15 protein-coding genes and 1 pseudogene are annotated in these 19,558 nt (G+C 62.3%); 5 read left to right on the forward strand and 11 right to left on the reverse strand.

Features of this window, described 5'->3' with window-relative positions; translation table 11 throughout:
- Window positions 1–8 precede the first annotated feature (8 nt).
- From H7F36_RS18340 to H7F36_RS18365, 6 genes are read right to left on the reverse strand one after another with little or no spacing between them, the layout of a single operon-like run.
- Window positions 9–2,438 carry an MMPL family transporter gene (locus H7F36_RS18340; RefSeq protein WP_261802375.1) on the reverse strand — a complete coding sequence of 810 codons (2,430 nt, stop codon included), beginning with the start codon at window positions 2,436–2,438 and terminating at the stop codon, window positions 9–11.
- Complete coding sequence (locus tag H7F36_RS18345; RefSeq protein WP_222620398.1) at window positions 2,435–3,064, reverse strand: LolA-related protein; 630 nt, start codon at window positions 3,062–3,064, stop codon at window positions 2,435–2,437. The genes H7F36_RS18340 and H7F36_RS18345 overlap by 4 nt, the downstream gene beginning before the upstream one ends.
- Window positions 3,036–4,031 (reverse strand): acyl-CoA synthetase, encoded by a 996-nt coding sequence (locus H7F36_RS18350; protein WP_187052144.1) that lies wholly within the window; start codon window positions 4,029–4,031, stop codon window positions 3,036–3,038. The genes H7F36_RS18345 and H7F36_RS18350 overlap by 29 nt, the downstream gene beginning before the upstream one ends.
- Entirely contained in the window at window positions 4,028–5,779 is a 1,752-nt protein-coding gene (locus H7F36_RS18355; protein WP_261802376.1) for an AMP-binding protein, read from the reverse strand. The genes H7F36_RS18350 and H7F36_RS18355 overlap by 4 nt, the downstream gene beginning before the upstream one ends.
- Window positions 5,776–6,414, reverse strand: a complete 639-nt coding sequence (locus H7F36_RS18360) for a hypothetical protein (protein WP_187052145.1) — start codon at window positions 6,412–6,414, stop codon at window positions 5,776–5,778. Before H7F36_RS18360 ends, H7F36_RS18355 begins: the two co-directional genes overlap by 4 nt.
- A 5-nt stretch (window positions 6,415–6,419) precedes the next feature.
- Window positions 6,420–6,734: a phosphopantetheine-binding protein gene (locus H7F36_RS18365; RefSeq protein WP_187052146.1), complete on the reverse strand. Its 315-nt coding sequence runs from the start codon at window positions 6,732–6,734 to the stop codon at window positions 6,420–6,422.
- A 100-nt stretch (window positions 6,735–6,834) separates the two neighbouring features.
- Here H7F36_RS18365 and H7F36_RS18370 point away from each other — a divergent pair, with 100 nt between their 5' ends.
- The 5 genes and pseudogenes from H7F36_RS18370 (at window position 6,835) to H7F36_RS18390 (ending at window position 12,175) form a co-directional block, all read left to right on the forward strand.
- Complete coding sequence (locus H7F36_RS18370) at window positions 6,835–8,373, forward strand: helicase HerA-like domain-containing protein (RefSeq protein WP_187052147.1); 1,539 nt, start codon at window positions 6,835–6,837, stop codon at window positions 8,371–8,373.
- Window positions 8,374–8,555: 182 nt separating this feature from the next.
- Window positions 8,556–8,756 (forward strand): annotated as a pseudogene (locus H7F36_RS18375) (DNA helicase II); the annotation flags it as partial.
- Between the two features lie 58 nt (window positions 8,757–8,814).
- Entirely contained in the window at window positions 8,815–9,756 is a 942-nt protein-coding gene (locus H7F36_RS18380) for a hypothetical protein (protein WP_187052148.1), read from the forward strand.
- Window positions 9,757–9,758: 2 nt separating this feature from the next.
- The gene (locus H7F36_RS18385; protein ID WP_187052149.1) at window positions 9,759–11,495 is read left to right on the forward strand and encodes an RNA-directed DNA polymerase; all 1,737 of its coding nucleotides are present in this window, start codon (window positions 9,759–9,761) and stop codon (window positions 11,493–11,495) included.
- A gap of 170 nt (window positions 11,496–11,665) precedes the next feature.
- Complete coding sequence (locus H7F36_RS18390; RefSeq protein ID WP_187052150.1) at window positions 11,666–12,175, forward strand: DUF1993 family protein; 510 nt, start codon at window positions 11,666–11,668, stop codon at window positions 12,173–12,175.
- A gap of 67 nt (window positions 12,176–12,242) precedes the next feature.
- Here the strand turns inward: H7F36_RS18390 and H7F36_RS18395 are convergent, their stop codons facing one another.
- From H7F36_RS18395 to H7F36_RS18415, 5 genes are all read right to left on the reverse strand, one after another.
- Window positions 12,243–13,418, reverse strand: a complete 1,176-nt coding sequence (locus H7F36_RS18395; RefSeq protein ID WP_187052151.1) for an ATP-binding protein — start codon at window positions 13,416–13,418, stop codon at window positions 12,243–12,245.
- Window positions 13,419–13,507: 89 nt separating this feature from the next.
- On the reverse strand, window positions 13,508–16,975 hold the full coding sequence (locus H7F36_RS18400) for an AAA family ATPase (RefSeq protein WP_187052152.1): 3,468 nt from the start codon (window positions 16,973–16,975) through the stop codon (window positions 13,508–13,510).
- Window positions 16,972–18,207, reverse strand: coding sequence for an exonuclease subunit SbcD (gene sbcD / locus H7F36_RS18405; RefSeq protein WP_187052153.1), 1,236 nt, complete (start codon window positions 18,205–18,207; stop codon window positions 16,972–16,974). The genes H7F36_RS18400 and sbcD overlap by 4 nt, the downstream gene beginning before the upstream one ends.
- Window positions 18,208–18,292: 85 nt before the next feature.
- Entirely contained in the window at window positions 18,293–18,934 is a 642-nt protein-coding gene (locus tag H7F36_RS18410) for a DUF1109 domain-containing protein (RefSeq protein ID WP_187052154.1), read from the reverse strand.
- A complete protein-coding gene (locus H7F36_RS18415; RefSeq protein ID WP_187052155.1) occupies window positions 18,931–19,527 on the reverse strand; it encodes a sigma-70 family RNA polymerase sigma factor in 597 nt (198 codons plus the stop codon). The genes H7F36_RS18410 and H7F36_RS18415 overlap by 4 nt, the downstream gene beginning before the upstream one ends.
- Between the last annotated feature and the right edge of the window lie 31 nt (window positions 19,528–19,558).

A 19,558-nucleotide genomic window follows, 5' to 3' on the forward strand; every position in this document is an offset into this window, starting at 1 on the left:
TTTTCCCATCAGCGGCGACCGCTCGACACCGGCGGCGCTGGCGGCGCGCCCCGTACGAAGGCAGCAGACAACAGCAATGCCAGCATCGCCCCCGGCGCCACCACGCGGCCGATGGCAGACAGCGACGGAATGTTCGAGATCGCGATCAAGCCGAACGACACCACCGTCGTGAGATTGGCCAGCATCAGCGACGCCAGCGTGTCTTCGTCGGCGCGGCCGGTCTCGCGCAACTGATCGAAGAACAGCGCGTAGTTGGACCCCACTGCCACCACGAGCAACATGCCCACGAGATGCAGGATGCCGAGCTGCACCTGCAGCACCGCGAGGCCGCCCAGCGTGAGCACGACAGCAAACACCAACGGCTGGCACACCGCGAGCAGCCGGCGCGGCGATCGCAGATACAGGCCGAGCAGCACCACGACCGCGAGCGCGCCGAGCAGCACCTGAACGAAGGCTTCATGCAAATAGCGATCGTAGAGCGCACCGAGTTCGCGGCCGACGTCGACCACCTGCACATCCGGCACGCCGGCGAGCGCCGATTCGAGCCGAGCCTGATCGAACTTCGTGCCCGGGTGCAGCGCGATCAACGCACCCCATCCGCCGCCCGGCCGCTGGTACATCAACGAGCTGACGATCGGCCCGAGCGGCCCGCTCGCGAGGTCTTCGCGCTGCACCATGGGCTGGTTGCGCGCGGTCTCGACATCGGCAAGAAACGGCTCGAGCCGCGCGACCGGCAGTGGCAGATCTTTCATCGCCTCGTTGAGCCGGGTACGCAGCGTGGCGCTGTCGGGCAGGCTCGCGACGCGTGCTTGCTGCGCCGCTTCGCTCGGCAGAAAGCGCGTGACGGTTTCAAAGCCGGTGAGCTCGCCGCTGTCGACCATCTTTTCGAGGCGGACGCTGGCGGCTTCGGCGTTGCGCAACACGGTTTGCACATCGGCACCTTGCGCGACCACCAGCAAGCCGCCGTCGCTGGCACCGATGTCCGCACGCAGCGATTCGTCGAGTGCCTGCGCTTCCTTGGGCAGCGGGCTCATCGCGCTCAGGTTGGCGCGCCACAGGTCGGCACCGCGCCACGCCAGCAAAGCCAGCGCGGCAAGGCCGAGCGCGAACAGGCCCAGACGCAGCCGCGGCAGTCCGCGCACGATGGCACCGGCGACCTTGGCCATGGTGCGGCGCATGCCCATGCCGGTGGCGCCATCGGGCGCCAGCACCGGGAGCACGTAGCGTGTGGCGAGGGCCGCGGCGACCAGGCCGGCAATCGAGAAAACACCGAGCTGCGCGAGCCCCGGGAAGCCGGAGAAAAGCAGGGCTGCGAAGCCGCACACCGAGGTCAACAGACCGAGGCGCACGGTCGGCCAGTTGAGGTCGCGCCAGCGTTGCCAGCCGGTGCCCGGCACCGCAGCGCCGCGCGCCTGGATCAGGTAATAGATGGCGTAGTCGATGGTCTCGCCGATGAGCGTGCTGCCGAATCCCATCGTCAGTCCGTGCACGTTGCCGAACACCAGGCTGACGGTGGCGGTGCCCGCGACCACGCCGGTCGCGACCGGCAGGAAAGCGATGAGCAAGGCCTTGGGCGATGCGAAGGCCAGCAGCAACAAACAGCCCATCACGATGCCGCCAACGATGGACAGGTGGATCGCCTCGCCCTTGATCTGATCGCGGCTCTGCACGGAGAACACTGGCGCGCCGCTGAGCCGCAGCCGTGGCTTGGCGCCAGTCATGTCACGCGTGGCCGCATCGAAAGCCGACTGCACTTTGGCGATGGCGATGGTCAGCGCGTCGAGGTCGCTGCCGGATGCGTGCGTGGTCGCGAGCAACACCGCGCGTGGTGCCGAGCGCGAGGCCCACACGCCGGCTTCGGTGCGCGGCGCATTGGCGGGGATGAGGCTTTCGGCCACGCCTTGCGTCTCGCCGGTCGGATCGCGGTCGAGCAGCGGCTTGACCAGGTTGCCAGCCGGCGTGCCGAGCAACGACAGCGTGTCGGCGATGGCATCGTGCAGACCAGCAGCGGTGAAGCGCTCGGGCGTAACGGATGTCGACAGTCGATAGCGGTGATCGAACAGCCAGGTACCGGCCGCCTTCCAGTCAGAGGCGTCACCGTTCTGCACCTGGTCGAACAGGCCGCTTTCGCGCATGGCGCCAGCGACCGCGCGCGAGACGACCGCGCGCTGCGTTGCATCGGTGCCGTCCTCGATGCCGATCAACAAGGTGCGCGACGCCACGCCGGTTTGCAGTTGCTCGATGAGCACGCGCTGGCGCGCATCGGGGCTCTGGGGCAGGAAGGCCGACAGGTCGGCGCTGAAATGTGTGCGTGTGATCAAGACCACGCCGGCCGCGACGATGGCAAGCCAGACCAGCAGTACCACGATGCGACGCTGGCGGCTGAGCCCGGACGCACCCGTGGCCGCAGAGGTCGCAACCGGCTGGCGCGATGTCACGGCGCAGGCCGGGTCGGAACGATCGTCATGACAGAGCGGTCGCCACCGACGAACTCCATTTCGAGGCCGAGCACTTCGCTGCCACGGCCGCTCATTCGCACGCTGCGGACTTGCGCGGCGAGGCGGTTGTCGAGCGGTTGCAGGTCGAGCGTCCAGCCGTCCACCGAGCCACCGACGACACTCTTGAAATAGCGGGTGAGCGCGGCCGTGTCGCCGCTCAAGGTGCCACGCATGGCTTCGACCAGGCCTTGCAGTTCGGGCACGCTGTCGAGCGTCATGGTGCGTGTGCGCTCGCCGCGCGACAGCACCATGTTGTTGCCGTCGACGACCATGCTTTCAGGCCGCGGCGTGAGCGTGCGACGCGAGAGTTTGTCGGGCGCAGTGAAGCTCAGCGTACCGCTGGCATTGAGCGGGCCTTCGAGACCGCGCACGAAGCGCTGCTCGGTGAAACGTGCCTCGCCGCTCTTCTGTTTGGCCAGCAGGCCCATCAGGTCTGGCAGCTCGAATGCCCAGGCCGACGACGCGCTGAAAGCCAGCAGAAGCAGGAGCGTGCGGCATACGTCGCGCCATTGCACTGCGCCTGCGCTCCCGCCCAACTCACCGCGAATCTTCGAGCCAGAAATCATGAAAATTGAACCAGTTGTAGGGGTACTTGCGGCACAGCGCTTCGAGCCGCATCACATAGGCTTCGACTGCCTCGCGGATCGCGCGTTCCCGCTCGGCCGGGTCGCGAATGCGTTCGCTGAAATCGGCCAGCGGCTCAAACAGCACATCGTAGCGGGCGCCGCCCACATACAAACCCGCCATGAAGAAGACGCGGCGGCGCAGCAGCGCAGCCAGACGAAACGGCCCGTCGTTGAACAGCGCCGGCTGCCCCAGAAACGGAAGCTCGATGCTGTTGCCGCGCTGACCGGCCTGCTCGACTTGGCCCGGCAGCGTGCGGTCGGCCAGCAGCCCCGCCATGCCGCCAGTGTCGAGCCAGTCACGCAGCTCGAGCATCGAATGTGGCCGGCCCAGCGCGATCACGTGCGGCCGCAGTTCCGGCAGGCTGATCGCATCCAGCATGGCGTTGATCTGCCGCGCGTTGTCCGGGAACATGAGCATCGCCGGACGTAGTTTTGGCGAGTCGGGGCTGAGCCCCTTGCAGGCACCTAGCGCCTCGAAGCTGCCGACATGCGCACCCAGCAAAAAGGCGCCGCGGCCCGCCAGTGCTTCGCTCTCGACCGGCTCTTTGCCGACGACCCGCACATCGAACAGGTCCATGCGGCCGCGCAGAAAGTAGACACGGTCGAGCACGGTGGAGGCGAAGGCGTGCAGCAGCTTGTAGCCGTCGCCCCACCCTGCGTTTGGACCGATCACGCGAAACAGGTACCGCTTGATGTGGCGACGCGGCGCTGGCGAAAAGAGCAGGAAATACAGCGTGACCGGATGCAGTACCAGCCGCGCGGCGCGGCGTCCCATCGTCAATGCGATCCAGCAGATCACCTGAAGTGCCACCTTGTTGGCGCGCTCCGGCGTGGTCGACCAATCGGCTGCAGCGGCCGGCCGATCGGTTTCGGACGCGGGTCTTGTCACGGTCGGATCGGCGCTCATGCAGCCGTGTCTGTACCCGGCATCCAGCGGCCGCTGACCGCGATCTGCGCATTGCAGCGCACCTCGAAGCGCACGCCTCTGGCTGCGCCCGGCTCGGGTTGAAGCTCGATCGTCAACGTGGCGCCGGGCCGTACCGGCGACAGGAACTTGCACGCCGCCAGGGTCGGTTGCCGGCCCAGTCGCGCGACCAATGCCGGCACACCGTGCGCGGCTTCGAGCACCTCGGCCAGCAGCAATGCGCCGGGCACCAACGGCTGGCCGGGGAAGTGGCCGGCAAAGGCAGGGTGGTCGACCGGCACGTCGCGCGTGACCTGCACCGCGGTGCTGTCGTCGGCCAGTTGCGCCAGCGCGAATTCCCGCAACGCACGCACCGTGAGCTTACCGGTGCCCTCCCGCGGCAGCGACGCGACATGCACCACGCGGCGCGGCACGAAGACCGGCTCCAGCCGCTGCCGCAACGCCGCGATGAGGTCACCCGACTTCAACTCCGGCGCGACCACGAAGGCCACCGGCCGCACCACGCCGTCGGCCACTTCGTCGGGCAGCCAGAACGCGCCATCCACCACGCCAGCGACGCTGTTCAGGTGATAGTTCAGATGCCCGAGCGAACTGCGCCGACCGGCCACGTGAATCAGGTCGTTGGCCCGGCCTAACAGGCGAAAGTGCTGCGAATCGATCAACTCCAGCACGTCGGCCATCGGCGTCGGGCGGGGCACGAAATCGCCGCTGAAAACGAAGCGCTCTGCCCCGTCTTCGGTCGGCTCGGCCGTCACCTGGATTTCGCCGAAGGTGTGCCAGACCTCGCTCTCGGTGGTGCGCCGCGTTGCGACCTGGCCCGACTCGGTGCTGCCGTAGATTTCGATCAGCGCGCCGCACATCGCCTGCTCGGCCTGCACGGCGAGTTGCGGCGACAGCGGGGCCGTGGCCGACAGGATCAGGTCGACCGCTGGCAGCGGCACGCCGGCCACCAACAGGGTCTTCAGATGAAACGGCGTGGTGATGAGCGCACGCGGTCGCGGCGACGCCTCGAGCGTGGCTGTGACATCCGCCGGAAAGAACGGCCGGCCACTGTCGAACGATGCGCCGCCGAGCATGGCGAGCAAGGCCGACGATTCGAGCCCGTAGCTGTGCTGTACCGGCACCGTCGTCACCAGCGTCAAGCCGTCGAGCGACGACAGCTTCAGCAAATCGGCGAGCCGCGGCACCGCAGCGCCGACGTCGTCGACCAGCGTGCGCCAACTCTTGGCGTGCGGCTGCGGCACGCCCGTCGAACCCGAAGTCAACAGGCTGACGGCATGGCCTTCGGCGTCGATCATCGGCATCTCTATCGATGCACCGTCGCGCACGGCGACATGCACGCGTGGATCGGTCCAGACCACCGTGATGCCTTGCGGATCGAGGTGCTTGTCGTCGGCGATTGCGAAGAGATTCGGGTTGCCTTCGCGCAGTCGCGACAGCGTCTCGGGCCGGGCGTCTGGCGGCAGCAAACTGGGCAGTCGGCGCACCAGCGCAGCGCCGAGACCGACGGCAAAGGAATAGCGGTCGACGCACAGATTGACCACCGGACCTTGGGCCGGCAACTGCTCGGCGAGAGCGGTGACGTCGGCCAGATACTGCCGTGACGAAATCGGGACGCCGGCGCGCCAGGCGAGCGGCGCGTCGAGGTCGCGTGCGCCCAGCAGCGGAAGGAACTTAGGAAGATCGGACTTCATTTGCGTGGTGTTCGCGGTACCAGACGTACTGTTCATCGCGGCGCACCGTTGTCGACAGGCGCGCCATAAAAGGCTCGCACCGCATCGATCATGCGGGTGCGTTCGAACTCGGGATGCAGCCGATAGCGCATGAAATGTTCGCCGACGAACAGGCACACCACGCTCACCGGCGTCAACACGTTGGCCAGCAACGACCAGGCTGAAAACGGCAGCGTGAGGTAGACGACGACCGAGGCGACAACCATCAACGCGAAGTACACCGTCCACACCAAGGTGACTTGATCGGTGTAGCGCTTCATGCCGGGCACGATCGCATGCACGCGTTGTGCGAATTGCCCGATGAGCGACAAGCCATCACCGCGCAGGGTGCTGCCGAACCAGATGCACAGCACGAAGTTGATGCCCGCGTGCTGCAGCACGTAGAGCCGGTTGGGGTCGCCCGCCTCGCCGCGCAACACCAGCACGAACAATGCGGCGCCGGCCGCGGCGACGATGAGCAGCGCCCACTTGCCGACGCGTGCCGCGGCGAGGCCAAGCGCGGTCAGCCACAGCGGCACGAGCAGCACCACCACGGCCCACGGTTCGGCCGCATGAAAAAGCATCATCCAGTGCGACAACCCTGCGTAAGCAGCGCCCGCCAACAGCAGGAGCGCCAGCCGCCACCTCGACATCGGCTTCAGGTAGCGCTGCGATTCTGTGCGACGTGGGTCGCAAGAGTGCGCAGCGACGTAAAGATCTGCTGGTTGCGCTCGTCGTCGGAACGCAGCTGAAAGCCGTACTTCCGCGAGACTTCCAGCGCGACTTCGAGGATGTCGATCGAGTCGAGTCCCAGGCCTTCACCGTACAGCGGCGCGTCGGGCGCCACGTCGGCCGGCGCGATCTCCAGATTCAGGGATTCGACAAGCAACACGGCCAGCTCGGCTTCGAGCGGCGTTTGTTCCGAAGAAGCATCGCCAACGGCGGGAATGGGGGTTTGTGCAATCGATGACAAAAGGGAGCTCCGGAACTGTTCTACAAAGGCGACAAAGTGCCACTAATTATAGGAGGCGGCCTTCGCTAGACTGTCGCATCGATACGACCCCGGAGTGCCTATGGCCGACCCTCTTTTGATTGCCCGCCACGACACCATCGAGTGCGCCCTGCTCCCTGCGCTCGCCAATCGACACGGCCTCATCACCGGCGCCACCGGCACCGGCAAGACGGTCACGTTGCAGACCATCGCGCAAAAGCTCTCGGGCATCGGCGTGCCGGTGTTCATGGCCGACGTCAAGGGCGACCTCACAGGCATCAGCCAGCCAGGCCATATCGGCGACAAGATGGCGGCCACCTTGAAGGAGCGCGGGCTCGATGCGCCCACGCCGCTGGCCTGCCCGGTCACGCTGTGGGACGTGTTCGGCGAGCAGGGCCACCCGGTGCGCGCCACGGTGTCCGACATGGGGCCGCTGCTGCTCGGCCGCATGCTCGACCTCAACGAGACGCAGGCCGGCGTGCTGAACATCGTCTTTAAGATCGCCGACGACAACGGCTTGCTGCTGCTCGACCTGAAGGACCTGCGCGCGATGCTTCAGCACGTCGGCGAGAACGCCAGCCAGTTCACCACCGAGTACGGCAACATCAGCGCGGCCAGCGTGGGCGCCATCCAGCGCGGCCTGCTGCAGATCGAAACGCAGGGTGGCGGCAAGTTCTTCGGCGAGCCGATGCTGAACATCGCCGACTTCATGCAGACCGTCGATGGCAAGGGCGTGGTCAACATCTTGGCGGCCGACAAGCTCATGAATTCGCCGCGGCTCTATGCGACCTTTCTGTTGTGGATGCTGTCGGAACTCTTCGAGCAGCTGCCCGAAATCGGCGACCCCGATCAGCCCAAGCTGGTCTTCTTTTTCGACGAGGCACATCTGTTGTTCAACGAAGCGCCGAAGGCGCTCGTGGAGCGCATCGAGCTCGTCGTGCGGCTGGTGCGCTCCAAGGGCGTCGGTGTCTATTTCGTGACCCAGAACCCGCTGGACATTCCGGATTCAGTGTTGGCGCAGCTCGGCAACCGGGTCCAGCACGCACTGCGCGCCTTCACGCCGCGCGACCAGAAAGCCGTCAAGGCCACCGCGACGACGATGCGGCAAAAGCCAGGCCTCGACATCGAGAAAGCCATCACCGAATTGGCGGTGGGTGAAGCGCTGGTGAGCCTGCTCGACGACAAGGGCCGGCCCAGCATCACCGAGCGCGTCTACGTGCTGCCACCGGCCAGCCAGCTCGGGCCGATCACACCCGCGCAGCGGCAGGCGCTGCTGGCCAATTCTCTGGTGGCGGGTGTGTACGAGAAGACGGTCGACAGGGAATCGGCTTACGAGAAGCTGAAAGGTCGTACAGAGACGGCGCCGGGTGCGCCAGCGACAACCGGCACGGCGACGATTCCGGGTGCCAGAGGCGACGCGTCAACACCCGACGCTGCAGGCGGTGGCTTGATGGGCGGGCTGAATGAACTGTTGTTCGGGTCGACCGGGCCCCGCGGCGGCAAGCGCGACGGCCTGGCGCAAACCATGGCGCGCTCTGCGGTGCGCACCATGGGCACATCGGTCGGCAAGGAAATCCTGCGTGGCGTGCTGGGCGGTATCTTCGGCGCGAAGAAGCGCTGAGCTTTAGATCGCTATCAATTCGGTAGCAAATCGCGCCTGCAGAACGCGCGCTGCTGGCGCCTTGGCTCCAAAAATGCCACACAAACCCTCATCCGACCGCCTCTTCGGTTTGTAGGTGGCCGCCTACGCGTTTAACTGATGCATGATGTTTGTAAATCATTGCAACAGAGCGCGGAGCACCGATGGCAACACTTATTCCGGCGATAAGCAGCTTCGCATCGCGCATGACAGGCGGCGAAAAGCGCTTGGCAGAGCGGCTTGAGCGAAAGCTCGAAGACGACTACCTGCTTTGGTACGACGTGCTCATCGGACACAGGCACCTGCATCCTGACTTCGTGATGCATCCGCATCTTGATTTCCGACTGTGGAAACAAAGCACCATTCCATCAAGAAATAAATTTCAAAGTTTGGTGATTCTCATGTTATTTGCTCGTCATCACGATGAAAATTAAATACATTTCACCAAATATATGGAATGACGAAATACTTTCCATATCCGCAAATTTGAGCGATTCACATCGGAGTTTTTTGAGCGAGAAGGGCTGGACTGAAAGTTATCAACCAAATTTACCCGGAATAATAGGCGGTGAGATTTCGACCCATGCCCGAGATCACGTCATCAATAGATTTCTAAATTCTGCCGCAAGGATGCAATATGTTTGCACTGACCCCAACAAAGAGCAGCCACATATAAGGCAAATGATTTTGGACCAACTTGCGTTGGGCGAAATTTTCATACTGGATGTCGCCGCCGGAAACGGCGCTGGAACGCTCTCGATACTCTCGTCAATTTGCGAGCTTCGCGAACATAGTATTATTCCAACTCTGCCTCTAAATGTAAGCATTTTTGGCCTTGATATTTCACCAGACGCACTTAGTTTCTATGCAGCCATATTGGGAAAAATTACTCCAAGACTTAAGTCTTGCGGAATTCAAGTTGCAATAGATCTTTGTGTATGCAATCTAAAGATTAGCGGCGAAATTGATCAAGTACTTGATACATTTTTTGATGCGGCCAAAGGGAAAACTTGCAAGAGATTTTTATGTACCATTTCTGCACTATCCGGCGTTAAAAAAGAAGGGATGGCGGAAATGATGGACTCCTTAAAATTAATCGCCGCAAGACTAAGCCACAAGACACGGAGCAGTTCTTGGCTGTGGGTTGAACCAAAGGTTGAAAAAACCTGGCTGAGCGTTTTCGCGAGTGCTGTTAAATTAACTTTCAAACAGCTTATTGGCGCACTAAACATTGCTGCAGAGAAGTCGAACTCAAACGGAATGTCAGGCAAGGCCGAAACTGCTAGAACCTTCAGATGGATCGACCCACTTAACGGCCACCTTACAACAAGTCACGTAATTGTTGTGGAATTCAGGAACTCTTAAATATGCGAGCCAAAGATCAAACTTTGCTCGTTCGGGCATTGAATTCGACCAAACAGAGCTATTTTCCGACGTACGTCGCCCTTCGCCTAATCGGGAAAAATCTGGCCACCGGGACACCAGATTACCTTCAAAATCTTATAGATCGGCGGATTAACGCTGGCGAGACTTGGCGCTACAAGAATTTTAAGCTATATAAAGGCACCAATTCATCGAGCGGCGCACCAGTTCACGAATATCGAGATTGTCTGGCACCCAATCCGTCGACCGCCCTTGCAGGGGCCGCGATTCTCGGTGAGCTCTCCAAAAATCCGGCCTTTGCTTGCTCACAACAGGTATACAGCTACCGTTGGCCGGCAACACAAAATTCAGGTTCGAGTTACCGGTTCTTTGCTGAAGGCTACAAAGAGCGCAATGGTGCGATATTCAACGCCCTTGACAAAGGCGAAAGAATCGCAGTCGTGACCGACATAAAGCGATTCTATCCGTCCGTGCAAGTTGATCAGATACGGGAGAATTTGAATACGCTTTTTCGTACAACACCAAACAGCGAGAAAATTGAAGGAATTTCAGATTTTTTTGTGCAGCTTCTTTCCGCGGGAAAAGGTGGAATTCCGATAGGACCTGCACCAGGACACTTGCTCGGCCATGTAGCGCTCTCAAAAGTTGATCAAGAACTTACCCTTAAGTTCGGATCGAACTATTTTCGCTATGTGGACGACATTGTTGTTGTGTGTGAGCGAAGTGAAAAAGACTTTGTTTTGACACAAATCGAGACATGCGTTCAAAACAGCAACTTCAGTCTAAATACAACAAAGACAGAGTTTTTGAATGGCGACGAGTGGCAAGAAAGCGCCATGAAATCAGACATTCCGGAAGGAGATGACTTCCGATCATTTACTCGAGATCTGAGCATTTATTTGGCAATGTATCCTGATCGCACACAATCTTTGGCCGTGCAATTTTTAGACGCGGGCCTCAGCATCCCAATTACTCGACTTGAGACTCTGGCCAGTTATTCGCCGTTTAAATATTTTATACTCCAATGTAAAAATACCGTCAGAGCAATGCACGCTTTGCGCGTTCTAACATTCGATCTTAAATATTTTACGCAAAGAGCGTTGCGTTTAAAAAATAAGTATGAAGAGTCATTGCGCGACATATGCCAGGAAGCCGATTTATCCCCGCATTTGCGTCGATGGAAAATTCAGCGAGCCCGCAGGATCGTCAATGTACTTTTCTATTTGCGCACTTTTTCTGAATGGAAGACATCGGATCCAGTCTTTTCTAAATTTCCTGAATTGGTTGAACAGGCTGCTTTAGCCTCATCACTACGTAGCGGAGAAGTAAATCACATACTTCCATTTTTTGGCCAAGGTCCTGCAGCTTTTGCTGAGCTCTGGAACGATCACGGACGAGGAAAAGCAGTTCTGAAACCCGAAGAAAATTTGGATGACCCAAAAATAAATTCTTTGATCTTGCTGAAATTGCATGGTGTGGTGACGCAGTCCGAGCTGCCTGCACCAGATGGAAATTTCGATGGAAGACTTCTAAATGCGACATCAGACCTGCCGCCGCTCTCAAGAACTTCTGAAGACCTTTCTTTTGAAGACGAATTCGAGTCTTTGCGGCTCGGGACAACGAGCGAAGAAATATCCAAGCTGGCGCGGACAAGACATTCAGTCTCCGAGGACGCGCCTTTTGAAGTGCTTTCACTGGTGGGCTCCGAGTACATGAGCTAACACGTTGTGCGGGTAAGGGTTACAGTGCCCGCCGGCGCCATCGCAATCGCGAACCAGGCGCCTCATCCCAAGCTGTCCGAACCAAGGCACACGAGCCTCAAAGCGCTTGGCCCCTGGGCGCGGCTGCCCTCACCGTCTTCCACCTCCGCATATCCGCAGAAGCACCCCCCATGACCAGCTCCATGTACACCCACTCCGTCCCCGTCTTCAAGCAGATGCTCACCGCGCTGAAAACCATCCTCGCCCAGGCCAGCGAGCACGCCACCAGCAAGTCGATCGAGCCTGACGCTTACTTGCAAGCGCGGCTGGCGCCCGACATGTTTCCGCTGCTCAAGCAAGTACAGATTGCTGCCGATTTTTCGCGTGGTGTTTCGGCGCGTCTGGCCGGGGTGGAGGTGCCGACCTTTGCAGGCCAGGAGAAGAGCTTTGCCGATCTGGATGTGCTTTTGACCCAAACCTTGGCGTTCTTGGACAGCGTTGACGCGTCGCAGTTTGAAGGCAAGGAAAGCGCCGAAATCGTCTTGCGCCCCGGCACGCCAAAAGAGAAGAAGCTCAGTGGGCAGACCTACCTGGCGAACTACGGTTTGCCGCAGTTCTTCTTTCATGTGACAACGAGCTACGACATCCTGCGCCACAACGGCTTGCCGATTGGCAAGCGTGATTTCATGGGCGCTTACTGAGGAACACCCCCAATGCGCCCTGCGGCGCTGGCGATTGCTGGATGCGCGCCGCAGGCCTATTTGACGTTCAAACGCGCCCCAAAATCTCCACCAGTTCCCCCAACCCCATTCCCACCGCCCCATGCCGCAGCGGTATCCGCTCCTCCCCCGGGTACACCACATAACGCTGCGTGATCTGCAGGTCTTCACACGCAATGGCAAAGCCTTTTTCGGGGCTGGGGGCCATGGAGCGTTTGATCTCTATGGCGATTTCGGGCTGGCCGCCTTTTTCCAGCACCAGGTCGATTTCTGCGCCGACCTGGGTGCGGTAGAAGTTGGGCACGCGGCGGGTGCCGGCGGCTTGCAGCAGGTTCTCGATGCAGTGGCCCTCGTAGCTCAGGCCACACACGGGGTGGCCCAGCAGGTCGTTCACGGTTTCCAGCTCCAGCAGGCCGTGCAGCAGGCCGCTGTCGCGCACGTAGACCTTGGGTGACTTGACGAGGCGTTTTCCCAGATTGCCACCCCATGGCCGCAGACGGCGCACCAGTTGCAGGTCTACCAGCAGGTCGATGTAGCGGTCGATGGTGGGGTTGGCCACGCCCAGCGCGCTGGCGATGCGTGACTGGTTCAGCACACTGCCCTGGTTGTGCGCCAGCATGGTCCACAGACGGCCAATGGTCTCGGCAGGCAGGCGGGGCGCAAACATGGGCACGTCGCGTTCCAGATAGCTGCGGATGAAGTCGCGCCGCCAGTCCAGGCTCTGGGTGTCGTCGGCCGCCAGCAGGCTGTCGGGGAAGCCGCCGCGCAGCCACAGGGTGCTGTCGGTGATGCCCGCCGCAGCGGCCTCAAAGGTGTTGATGGGGGCAATGTCGAGGTAGGCGACGCGCCCGGCCAGCGTCTCGCTGGACTGTCGCATCAGGTCCAGCGCCGCCGAGCCCAGCAGCAGGAACTGCCCGCTGCGCAGCCCGGCCTGCCGGTTGTCGTCAATGATGCCGCGCAAGACTTCAAACACGCCGGGCGCGCGGTGGATTTCGTCCAGGATGACCAGCTTGCCCTGCTGGGCGCGCAAGTACGTGTCGGCGTCTTCCAGCCGCAGGCGGTCTGCGGGGCGTTCCAGGTCGAGGTAGACCGAGCCGCCGGGCCAGTCTTTGGCAAGGGTGCGGGCCAGCGTGGTTTTGCCCACCTGGCGCGGGCCCAGCAGCACGACGGCGGGGGTTTGGGCAAGTTTTTGGCGGACGGTGGCTTCGAATTGGCGGCTTATCATTATTGATATTTTAACTGTTGAAGTTAATTTTTCAATGACAATAGATTCCGTGGAGGCGCTGTGGCTGCATCCGGGGTAAACCCAATGCACTACACCATCAATCTCGAATGCCCAATCCCCCCGCCCTTCTCCACCCGGATCTGCGCGGGGATTCGCTCTTTCAGCGCCTCCACGTGGCTGATGATTCCGATCATCTTGCCGCTGGCGTTCAGTGAATCCAGCGCCGTCAGAGCGATCTCCAGCGTGTCGCCGTCGAGCGAGCCAAAGCCTTCGTCGAGGAACAGCGAATCGATGGACGTTTTGTGGCTCACCAGGTCCGACAGCGCCAGGGCCAGCGCGAGGCTGACCAGGAAGCCTTCGCCGCCCGACAGGGTGCGCGTGTCGCGCGTGACGTCGCCCTGCCACGCATCCACGATGTCCAGCTCCAGTTCCCCGGTGGACTTGAGGCGCAGCAGGTAGCGGCCATGCAGGCGCGCCAAGTGCCGGTTGGCAAGGTGCAGCAAATGGTCGAGCGTGAGCCCCTGGGCAAACTTGCGGAACTTGTCGCCTTTGGCAGAGCCGATCAATCCATCCAGCCGTTGCCAGATATCGGCCTCTGCGGTTTGCGCGCTGATTTGCGCAAACAGGGCTTGCTGGTTTTGGCGGTGCTGCGCATCGCTCGAAAGCAATGCGCGCTGCGCGCCCATTTGCTCACTGAGGGTGCTGCGCTGCGACTCCAGCGTCTCCAGTTGCGCAACGATTTCTTCGGCGGCGAGTGGCGTCATTGCTTGTGCCTCCAACCCCGCTTGTTTCTCGCGTGCGGCCTGCAGCAGTGCGCTGGCCCGCTGTTGCGCAGCGTTCAGTGAATCTTTCAGCGCACTCAAGCGCTGGCGTTCGGGCTCCGACAAAAGTGCGACCTCGAACGCTACCGCGTCGGCGAAAGGGCTGGCGTTCAGGGCGGTGTGCCACGCGCCTTCGGCATCCAGCAAGCCAGTGCGCTGCTGCGCGAGGGCAGCCTCTGCCTGCGCGTATCGGCCCGCCAGGGCGGCGATGGTTTGGGTCAGGATGGCGATGTCGTGAGTGCAAGCGGCGAGCGCGGCCGGCAGTTCATCGGCCGCCACTTCCTTGTGCGCGGGCAATGCCAACGCGGGTTCATCCGCGTGGGCCTGCAGGTCGGTCCATCGTTGCGCCCACAGGTTGGCTTCTGCCTGTGTCGCGTCGCACTGGGCTTGCTGGCGGATGATGGCTTGGGCCAGCGCCTGAAGTTGGCGCTGGGTTTGCTGCCAGTGCTGCCACTCACCGTCTCGCTCTTGTAGCCACGGCTTCGGATCGACTGGCAGCGCGTAGCCGGCCTCGGCCAGTGTGGCTTGCAGGCTCGCCTCCAGGGTCGCGAGCTCTTCCTGATGTGTTCGGCCGGTTTGCATCAGTGCGGCCTGGCGCAACTGCGACTCCTCGGCCGCCTGTTGCAGCAGGGCCAACTGGCCCTGTGCCGCCTGCAACGCCTGAGCGCTTTGGTTGGCGGCTGCCTGCGCGCGCTGAATCGTCTGTTCGCCCATGTCGGCGGCTTGCAGGTCGTTGGTGAGTTGGACGAGTGCCTGCGCAACGGCCTGATGCCCGCCGGCCAAGTGCTCGGCGCTGTGCCAATCGTCTCCGGTCAGTGCGGGCGTGGTTTTCACCTGGCTGATGGACGCGGCCCAATCGGTTTGCCACTGGCTGATGTGCTGGGCGGCTTTCTCTTGACTGTGCAGCCGCTCCGTTTGGCGTGCGTTGCTCGCAGCCAAAGCGGCGGCGGCGATTTCCCCCTGTGTTTTCAGTTTCTCGAGCGCATCTTGTTTGAGCTTCAAGGTGGCGGCGGTGGCTGAAACATCGAGCGCCTGGTAAGCATCGATTGCGGGGTGTTCCACGGCACCGCACAAGGGGCAAGCCTCCCCGGGCTGCAATGCCAGGCGGTGCGCATCCAGGCTTTGAATGCGGCGCTCCTGGTCGAGCAGTTTTTGCTTGTCTGCAACCTGCTCTTTCACCGTTTTGTATTCTTCCCGCAGCGCTGACACCGCAGCAGTTTGCGTCCCTATCGTGGCGTTGCCTTGCTGCACGTCCGCCGCCAGCGTGCCCTGCTGGGTCGCGAGTTCACGACGCTGTGTTGCCAGAGCTTCCAGCTGTTGCCAGCGGTTCAGTTGGCCCTGCTCGGCCTGCCACAGTGAACGCAAACCCACGGGCGTCTGCCCGGCCAATCGCTGGTCCTGTGCGGCCTGCGCCGACTGCTGCGCGGACGCCGATGCGGTTTTTGCCAGCAGCGCTGTATCCACCAGGGCGCTCTGTGCCGTGAGCTTGCGGCTGCGGGCCGCTTGCTCTTCTTGCAGCACCTGCAGAGCCTGTCGCTGTGTGGCAAGACTTTGTTGCAGCCGATGGCGCTGTTCTAACTGCTGCCGCCAGCTGCCCAGGCGCTCGCCCAAGGCGGCGCGTTGTGGGTGGGCGGCGCAAAAGTCGGTGAGCTGCTGGTGCTCGCCCTTCGTCAGCGTCAGTTGGTCTTGCGCATGCTGCGCGATTCGGCTGGCCAGCGTTTGGGCAAGGTGGTGCTGCCGGTAGTGAGCAGTGGTCTCGCGTTGCCGATCGACGCGGAGCGTTGCCAGCACGGTTTCGCTATGGCCGCAAGCGGCTTGCGCTTGTTGCCAAGCGAGGTGCATCGGCTTGAGCGCTTGCGCTGGTTCGCTGTCGGCAAGGCGGCGAAGTTCGGGTGCGGCGGTTTCCCGCGCGGCTGCCGCTGCAGTGCCTTGCGCGTCCGTGGTCTGCACGTCTTGCACACTTTGCGCCAGGTTCATTTGCCATTGGCGTTGCGTTTGGGCGACCTGCTGGGCTGCTTGCACGCCAAGCAGCTCGTCGCCCCAGCGCTTCACATCGCCTTGCATGGCCTCACGCTTGTCTGCGGTCAACAGTTCCACGCCGTCTGCGCGGGCTTTGAGTTGCTCCAGTTGCTGCTTGGCATGCCGCGCTTCGTCGAACACTTTCTTGGAGATCTCGCCGTAGATTTCGGTGCCCGTCAGCTCCTCCAGCAACTCGGCCCGGTCGTTGGCGCTGGCGTTCAAGAATGCAGCAAAGCCGCCTTGGGCCAGCAGCATGGACTTGGTGAAACGGGGGAAGTCGAGGCCGGTGATCTCGGCCATGCGTTTGAGCTTGTCATTGCTTTGGCTGGTAAGGATCGTCCCTGCGCCGCTGGTCCGGTCGACGCTGGCCAGTTCCACCTTGGGAGCCTGCAACGCACCATCGATTTTGTCGCGGGCGCGGCGCTGGCTCCAGAAGGCGCGGTACACAGCGCCCTTCACTTCAAACTCCACCTCGGCCAGGCAATCGGCGGTGTGGCGCGTCATGATGTCGTTGGCCGACGCGGAGATGCTCTTCAGGCGCGGCGTCTCGTGGTACAGCGCCAGACAGATCGCGTCGAGCAAAGTCGACTTGCCCGCGCCGGTGGGCCCGGTGATGGCAAACAGGCTGTTGTCGGTAAAGGGGGATTTGGTGAAGTCGATCGCCCACTCACCTTTGAGTGAGTTGAGGTTCTTCAGGCGCAGACTCAGAATTTTCATGCTGCACCTTCCGTGAGACCGGTCACGATGGCGCGGTAACGCTGGTTCAAGGCCAACTGCAAGTCCGGCGTCAGTTCTTCTTGCGCCAACCTGCGCGCAAATACATCGTGGGGGCTGAGTTCATCCAGAGTCTCGGTCACCTCGCCAGCCATGCTGGCTGCCGCATTGCCACGCTGGCGCCGCACGCGCAAGACCTCCACGGGCAAGCCTTGCGTCATGACCTCGATGCGCGCGGGAAGGTCGGACAAATAGTCGTCTTCCGCGACGGTGACTTCCAGCCAAACCGGTTGCGCAGCAGACCCTTCAAGAGCGGCTGCGGTGATGGCACTGGCCAGCGCCACCAAGTTGCCGCCGACCGAGATCAACGGCTGAAACCGCGGCACCATCAGCGGCGTGATGGCCGTCAGCCCGTCCGCGCCCAGGTCCACCAGCAACATCTCTTTTTGCTGGCGCGCTTCGTCGAACCCCAGAGGGATGGGCGAGCCGCAGTAGCGAATGTGATCGAATCCACCGACCTTTTGCGGCTTGTGAATGTGCCCCAACGCGATGTAGTCCACCGGCGGAAACGCCGACGTGGGATAGGCATCGAGGGAGCCCACATAGATCTCACGGACCGACTCATTGCTGGTGGCGCCCACGGTGGTGAGATGCCCGGTGGCGATCAGCGGAACGACGCGGCCCAATTCGCTTTTCAGTTCCGCTTGCCGCGCACGGCCCGCCTCGTAGACCACTTGGTAATAGGCCTGAATGGCGGCTCGCATGGACTGCTGTTTTTCGTCGGCGCTCTGCCCGGCCTGGCTCTGCAATACGTCGCGCGGGCGTATGAAGGGAATCGCACAGACGATGCCGCCCGGCTCACCCTTTCCGCCCCGCAGCGGCAGCACGACGACTTGGCTTGCGGGATCGTCCACCGTCGCGACCACGGTGGAGCTCAGGCAGGCGAGCAATCCGCGGCTTTCGCCCAGTGTCGCAACCGAATCATGGTTGCCCCCGAGCAGCAGCAGCGCAACACCTGCGCCGTGCAGTCGAACCACCAATTGGCTGTACAGCTCGCGCGCATAACTTGGGGGAGATCCGGTGTCAAAGATGTCGCCGGCGATGAGCACCGCATCCACCGCATGCTCATCGACTTGAAGCAGCAGCCAGTCGATCAGGCATTGATGCTCGGCCTGGCGGCTCTTGCCCATGAAATGCTGGCCCAGATGCCAGTCGGAGGTGTGAAGAATTCGCATCAGCTCTTGTTCCCTGTCGATCTGTGGCTCATTTTCACCAACTCATCTTTTGTACTCCTCCCGCCCCCCACCAACTCCTGCAGCATCACCAGCGCAGCAAGCGCGGCCCCGCGACAGCCCCGATCGCAATCGCCAGGACGATACCGCCCACGTACCAGACCGCCAGGAACGGCGCGGCCAGCTCCATGCAGTGCAGCGCATAGACGCTGCCGCCGATGCCACCCGCCAGTGCACCGGCTGCGGCGCCCGCAAGCGCAGGGCGGGTCGGCGCCAGGCTTCGCAGCGCGACGATCGCCGCGACGAACACCGGCAAGCCGATCAGACAGATGCTCAATGCGCAGGTCTTCCAGGTCTGCCCCATCAGCATCGGCATGCGTGCATCGGCGGGCGCGCCAAGCCAGGCGACGGTCGCCAGCAGCCACACACCCACCGCCGGGAGCACCGCAGCCCACCAGGCACTCCCCACCGGAACGCCGGGCCGCGCCAGCCTCTGCAGCATCACGAAACCGGCGACAGCGATGCAGGCCGGGAAAAGCAGCTTGAACCAGAACATCGGCCAGAACATGACCTCGACAAGATCACGCCGGAGGCCGTATTCGGCAAACAGGATCACCAGCGACAGCGGCAAGCCGACGGCCACCGCCCAGGTCATGCGCCGCGACGCCGCATGCCGTGGCACGGGCGCCACGCCATTGGCGAGCATCGTCACGAGATCGTCGGTCTTCATGGCGCGCTCCTGAATCGTGCAGCCAGCGCCTTCAGGCCGCGGTGCACGTTGACCTTGACGGCCGACTCCGACATGCCGATGAGCCGCGAGGTCTCGGCGACCGACAGCCCTTCGAGCTTGACGTGGACGATCGGCAGGCGTTGCCGGTCGGGCAGCGTGGCGAGCAGGCCGCCGAGGTCGCGCCGGGCATCGCTGGCATCGGTGGCCGAGGCTGCGAACACCTCGATCTCGTCGTCGAGCGGAACGTGCAAGGCCTCGCGGCCCGACTTGGCGCGCAGCAAGTCGATCATCTTGTAGCGGGCAATGGCGTGAACCCAGGCCGTCAGGGGCTGGTCGGACTGGTACGTGTGACGCTGGTTGTGCATTGCGAGCAGGCATTCCTGTACGAGGTCTTCGACCTCATCGGGCCAGCCGAACAGGCGCTTGCCCAAAAACGCGCGAAGGTGCGCGCCGAGTTTCGACAGGAACGCGTGGTACGCCGCGGCGTCTCCGGCAAGTCCACGAAGGAACAAGTCACGAAGGACGGTCTCGACCGTTTCGCCGGCATTGGCGCCGCGCACACCCGTCGCGCTGTCCCTTGTTATTCGTGGCATGGGGTGGAACGGTTACGGCACTGGCGAAAAA

The organism is Variovorax sp. PAMC28562 (assembly GCF_014303735.1).
In the GTDB taxonomy this organism is placed as follows: domain Bacteria; phylum Pseudomonadota; class Gammaproteobacteria; order Burkholderiales; family Burkholderiaceae_C; genus Variovorax.

What these genes read in the sequence shown, in the direction of transcription:
- H7F36_RS18385 (WP_187052149.1), top strand. Translation starts at nt 9,759, where the DNA reads ATGCGAGCCAAAGATCAAACTTTGCTCGTTCGGGCATTGAATTCGACC.
- H7F36_RS18370 (WP_187052147.1), top strand. Translation starts at nt 6,835, where the DNA reads ATGGCCGACCCTCTTTTGATTGCCCGCCACGACACCATCGAGTGCGCC.
- H7F36_RS18345 (WP_222620398.1), bottom strand. Translation starts at nt 3,064, where the DNA reads ATGATTTCTGGCTCGAAGATTCGCGGTGAGTTGGGCGGGAGCGCAGGC.
- H7F36_RS18395 (WP_187052151.1), bottom strand. Translation starts at nt 13,418, where the DNA reads ATGATAAGCCGCCAATTCGAAGCCACCGTCCGCCAAAAACTTGCCCAA.
- H7F36_RS18380 (WP_187052148.1), top strand. Translation starts at nt 8,815, where the DNA reads ATGAAAATTAAATACATTTCACCAAATATATGGAATGACGAAATACTT.
- H7F36_RS18415 (WP_187052155.1), bottom strand. Translation starts at nt 19,527, where the DNA reads ATGCCACGAATAACAAGGGACAGCGCGACGGGTGTGCGCGGCGCCAAT.
- H7F36_RS18350 (WP_187052144.1), bottom strand. Translation starts at nt 4,031, where the DNA reads ATGAGCGCCGATCCGACCGTGACAAGACCCGCGTCCGAAACCGATCGG.
- H7F36_RS18410 (WP_187052154.1), bottom strand. Translation starts at nt 18,934, where the DNA reads ATGAAGACCGACGATCTCGTGACGATGCTCGCCAATGGCGTGGCGCCC.
- sbcD (WP_187052153.1), bottom strand. Translation starts at nt 18,207, where the DNA reads ATGCGAATTCTTCACACCTCCGACTGGCATCTGGGCCAGCATTTCATG.
- H7F36_RS18355 (WP_261802376.1), bottom strand. Translation starts at nt 5,779, where the DNA reads ATGAACAGTACGTCTGGTACCGCGAACACCACGCAAATGAAGTCCGAT.
- H7F36_RS18390 (WP_187052150.1), top strand. Translation starts at nt 11,666, where the DNA reads ATGACCAGCTCCATGTACACCCACTCCGTCCCCGTCTTCAAGCAGATG.
- H7F36_RS18360 (WP_187052145.1), bottom strand. Translation starts at nt 6,414, where the DNA reads ATGTCGAGGTGGCGGCTGGCGCTCCTGCTGTTGGCGGGCGCTGCTTAC.
- H7F36_RS18400 (WP_187052152.1), bottom strand. Translation starts at nt 16,975, where the DNA reads ATGAAAATTCTGAGTCTGCGCCTGAAGAACCTCAACTCACTCAAAGGT.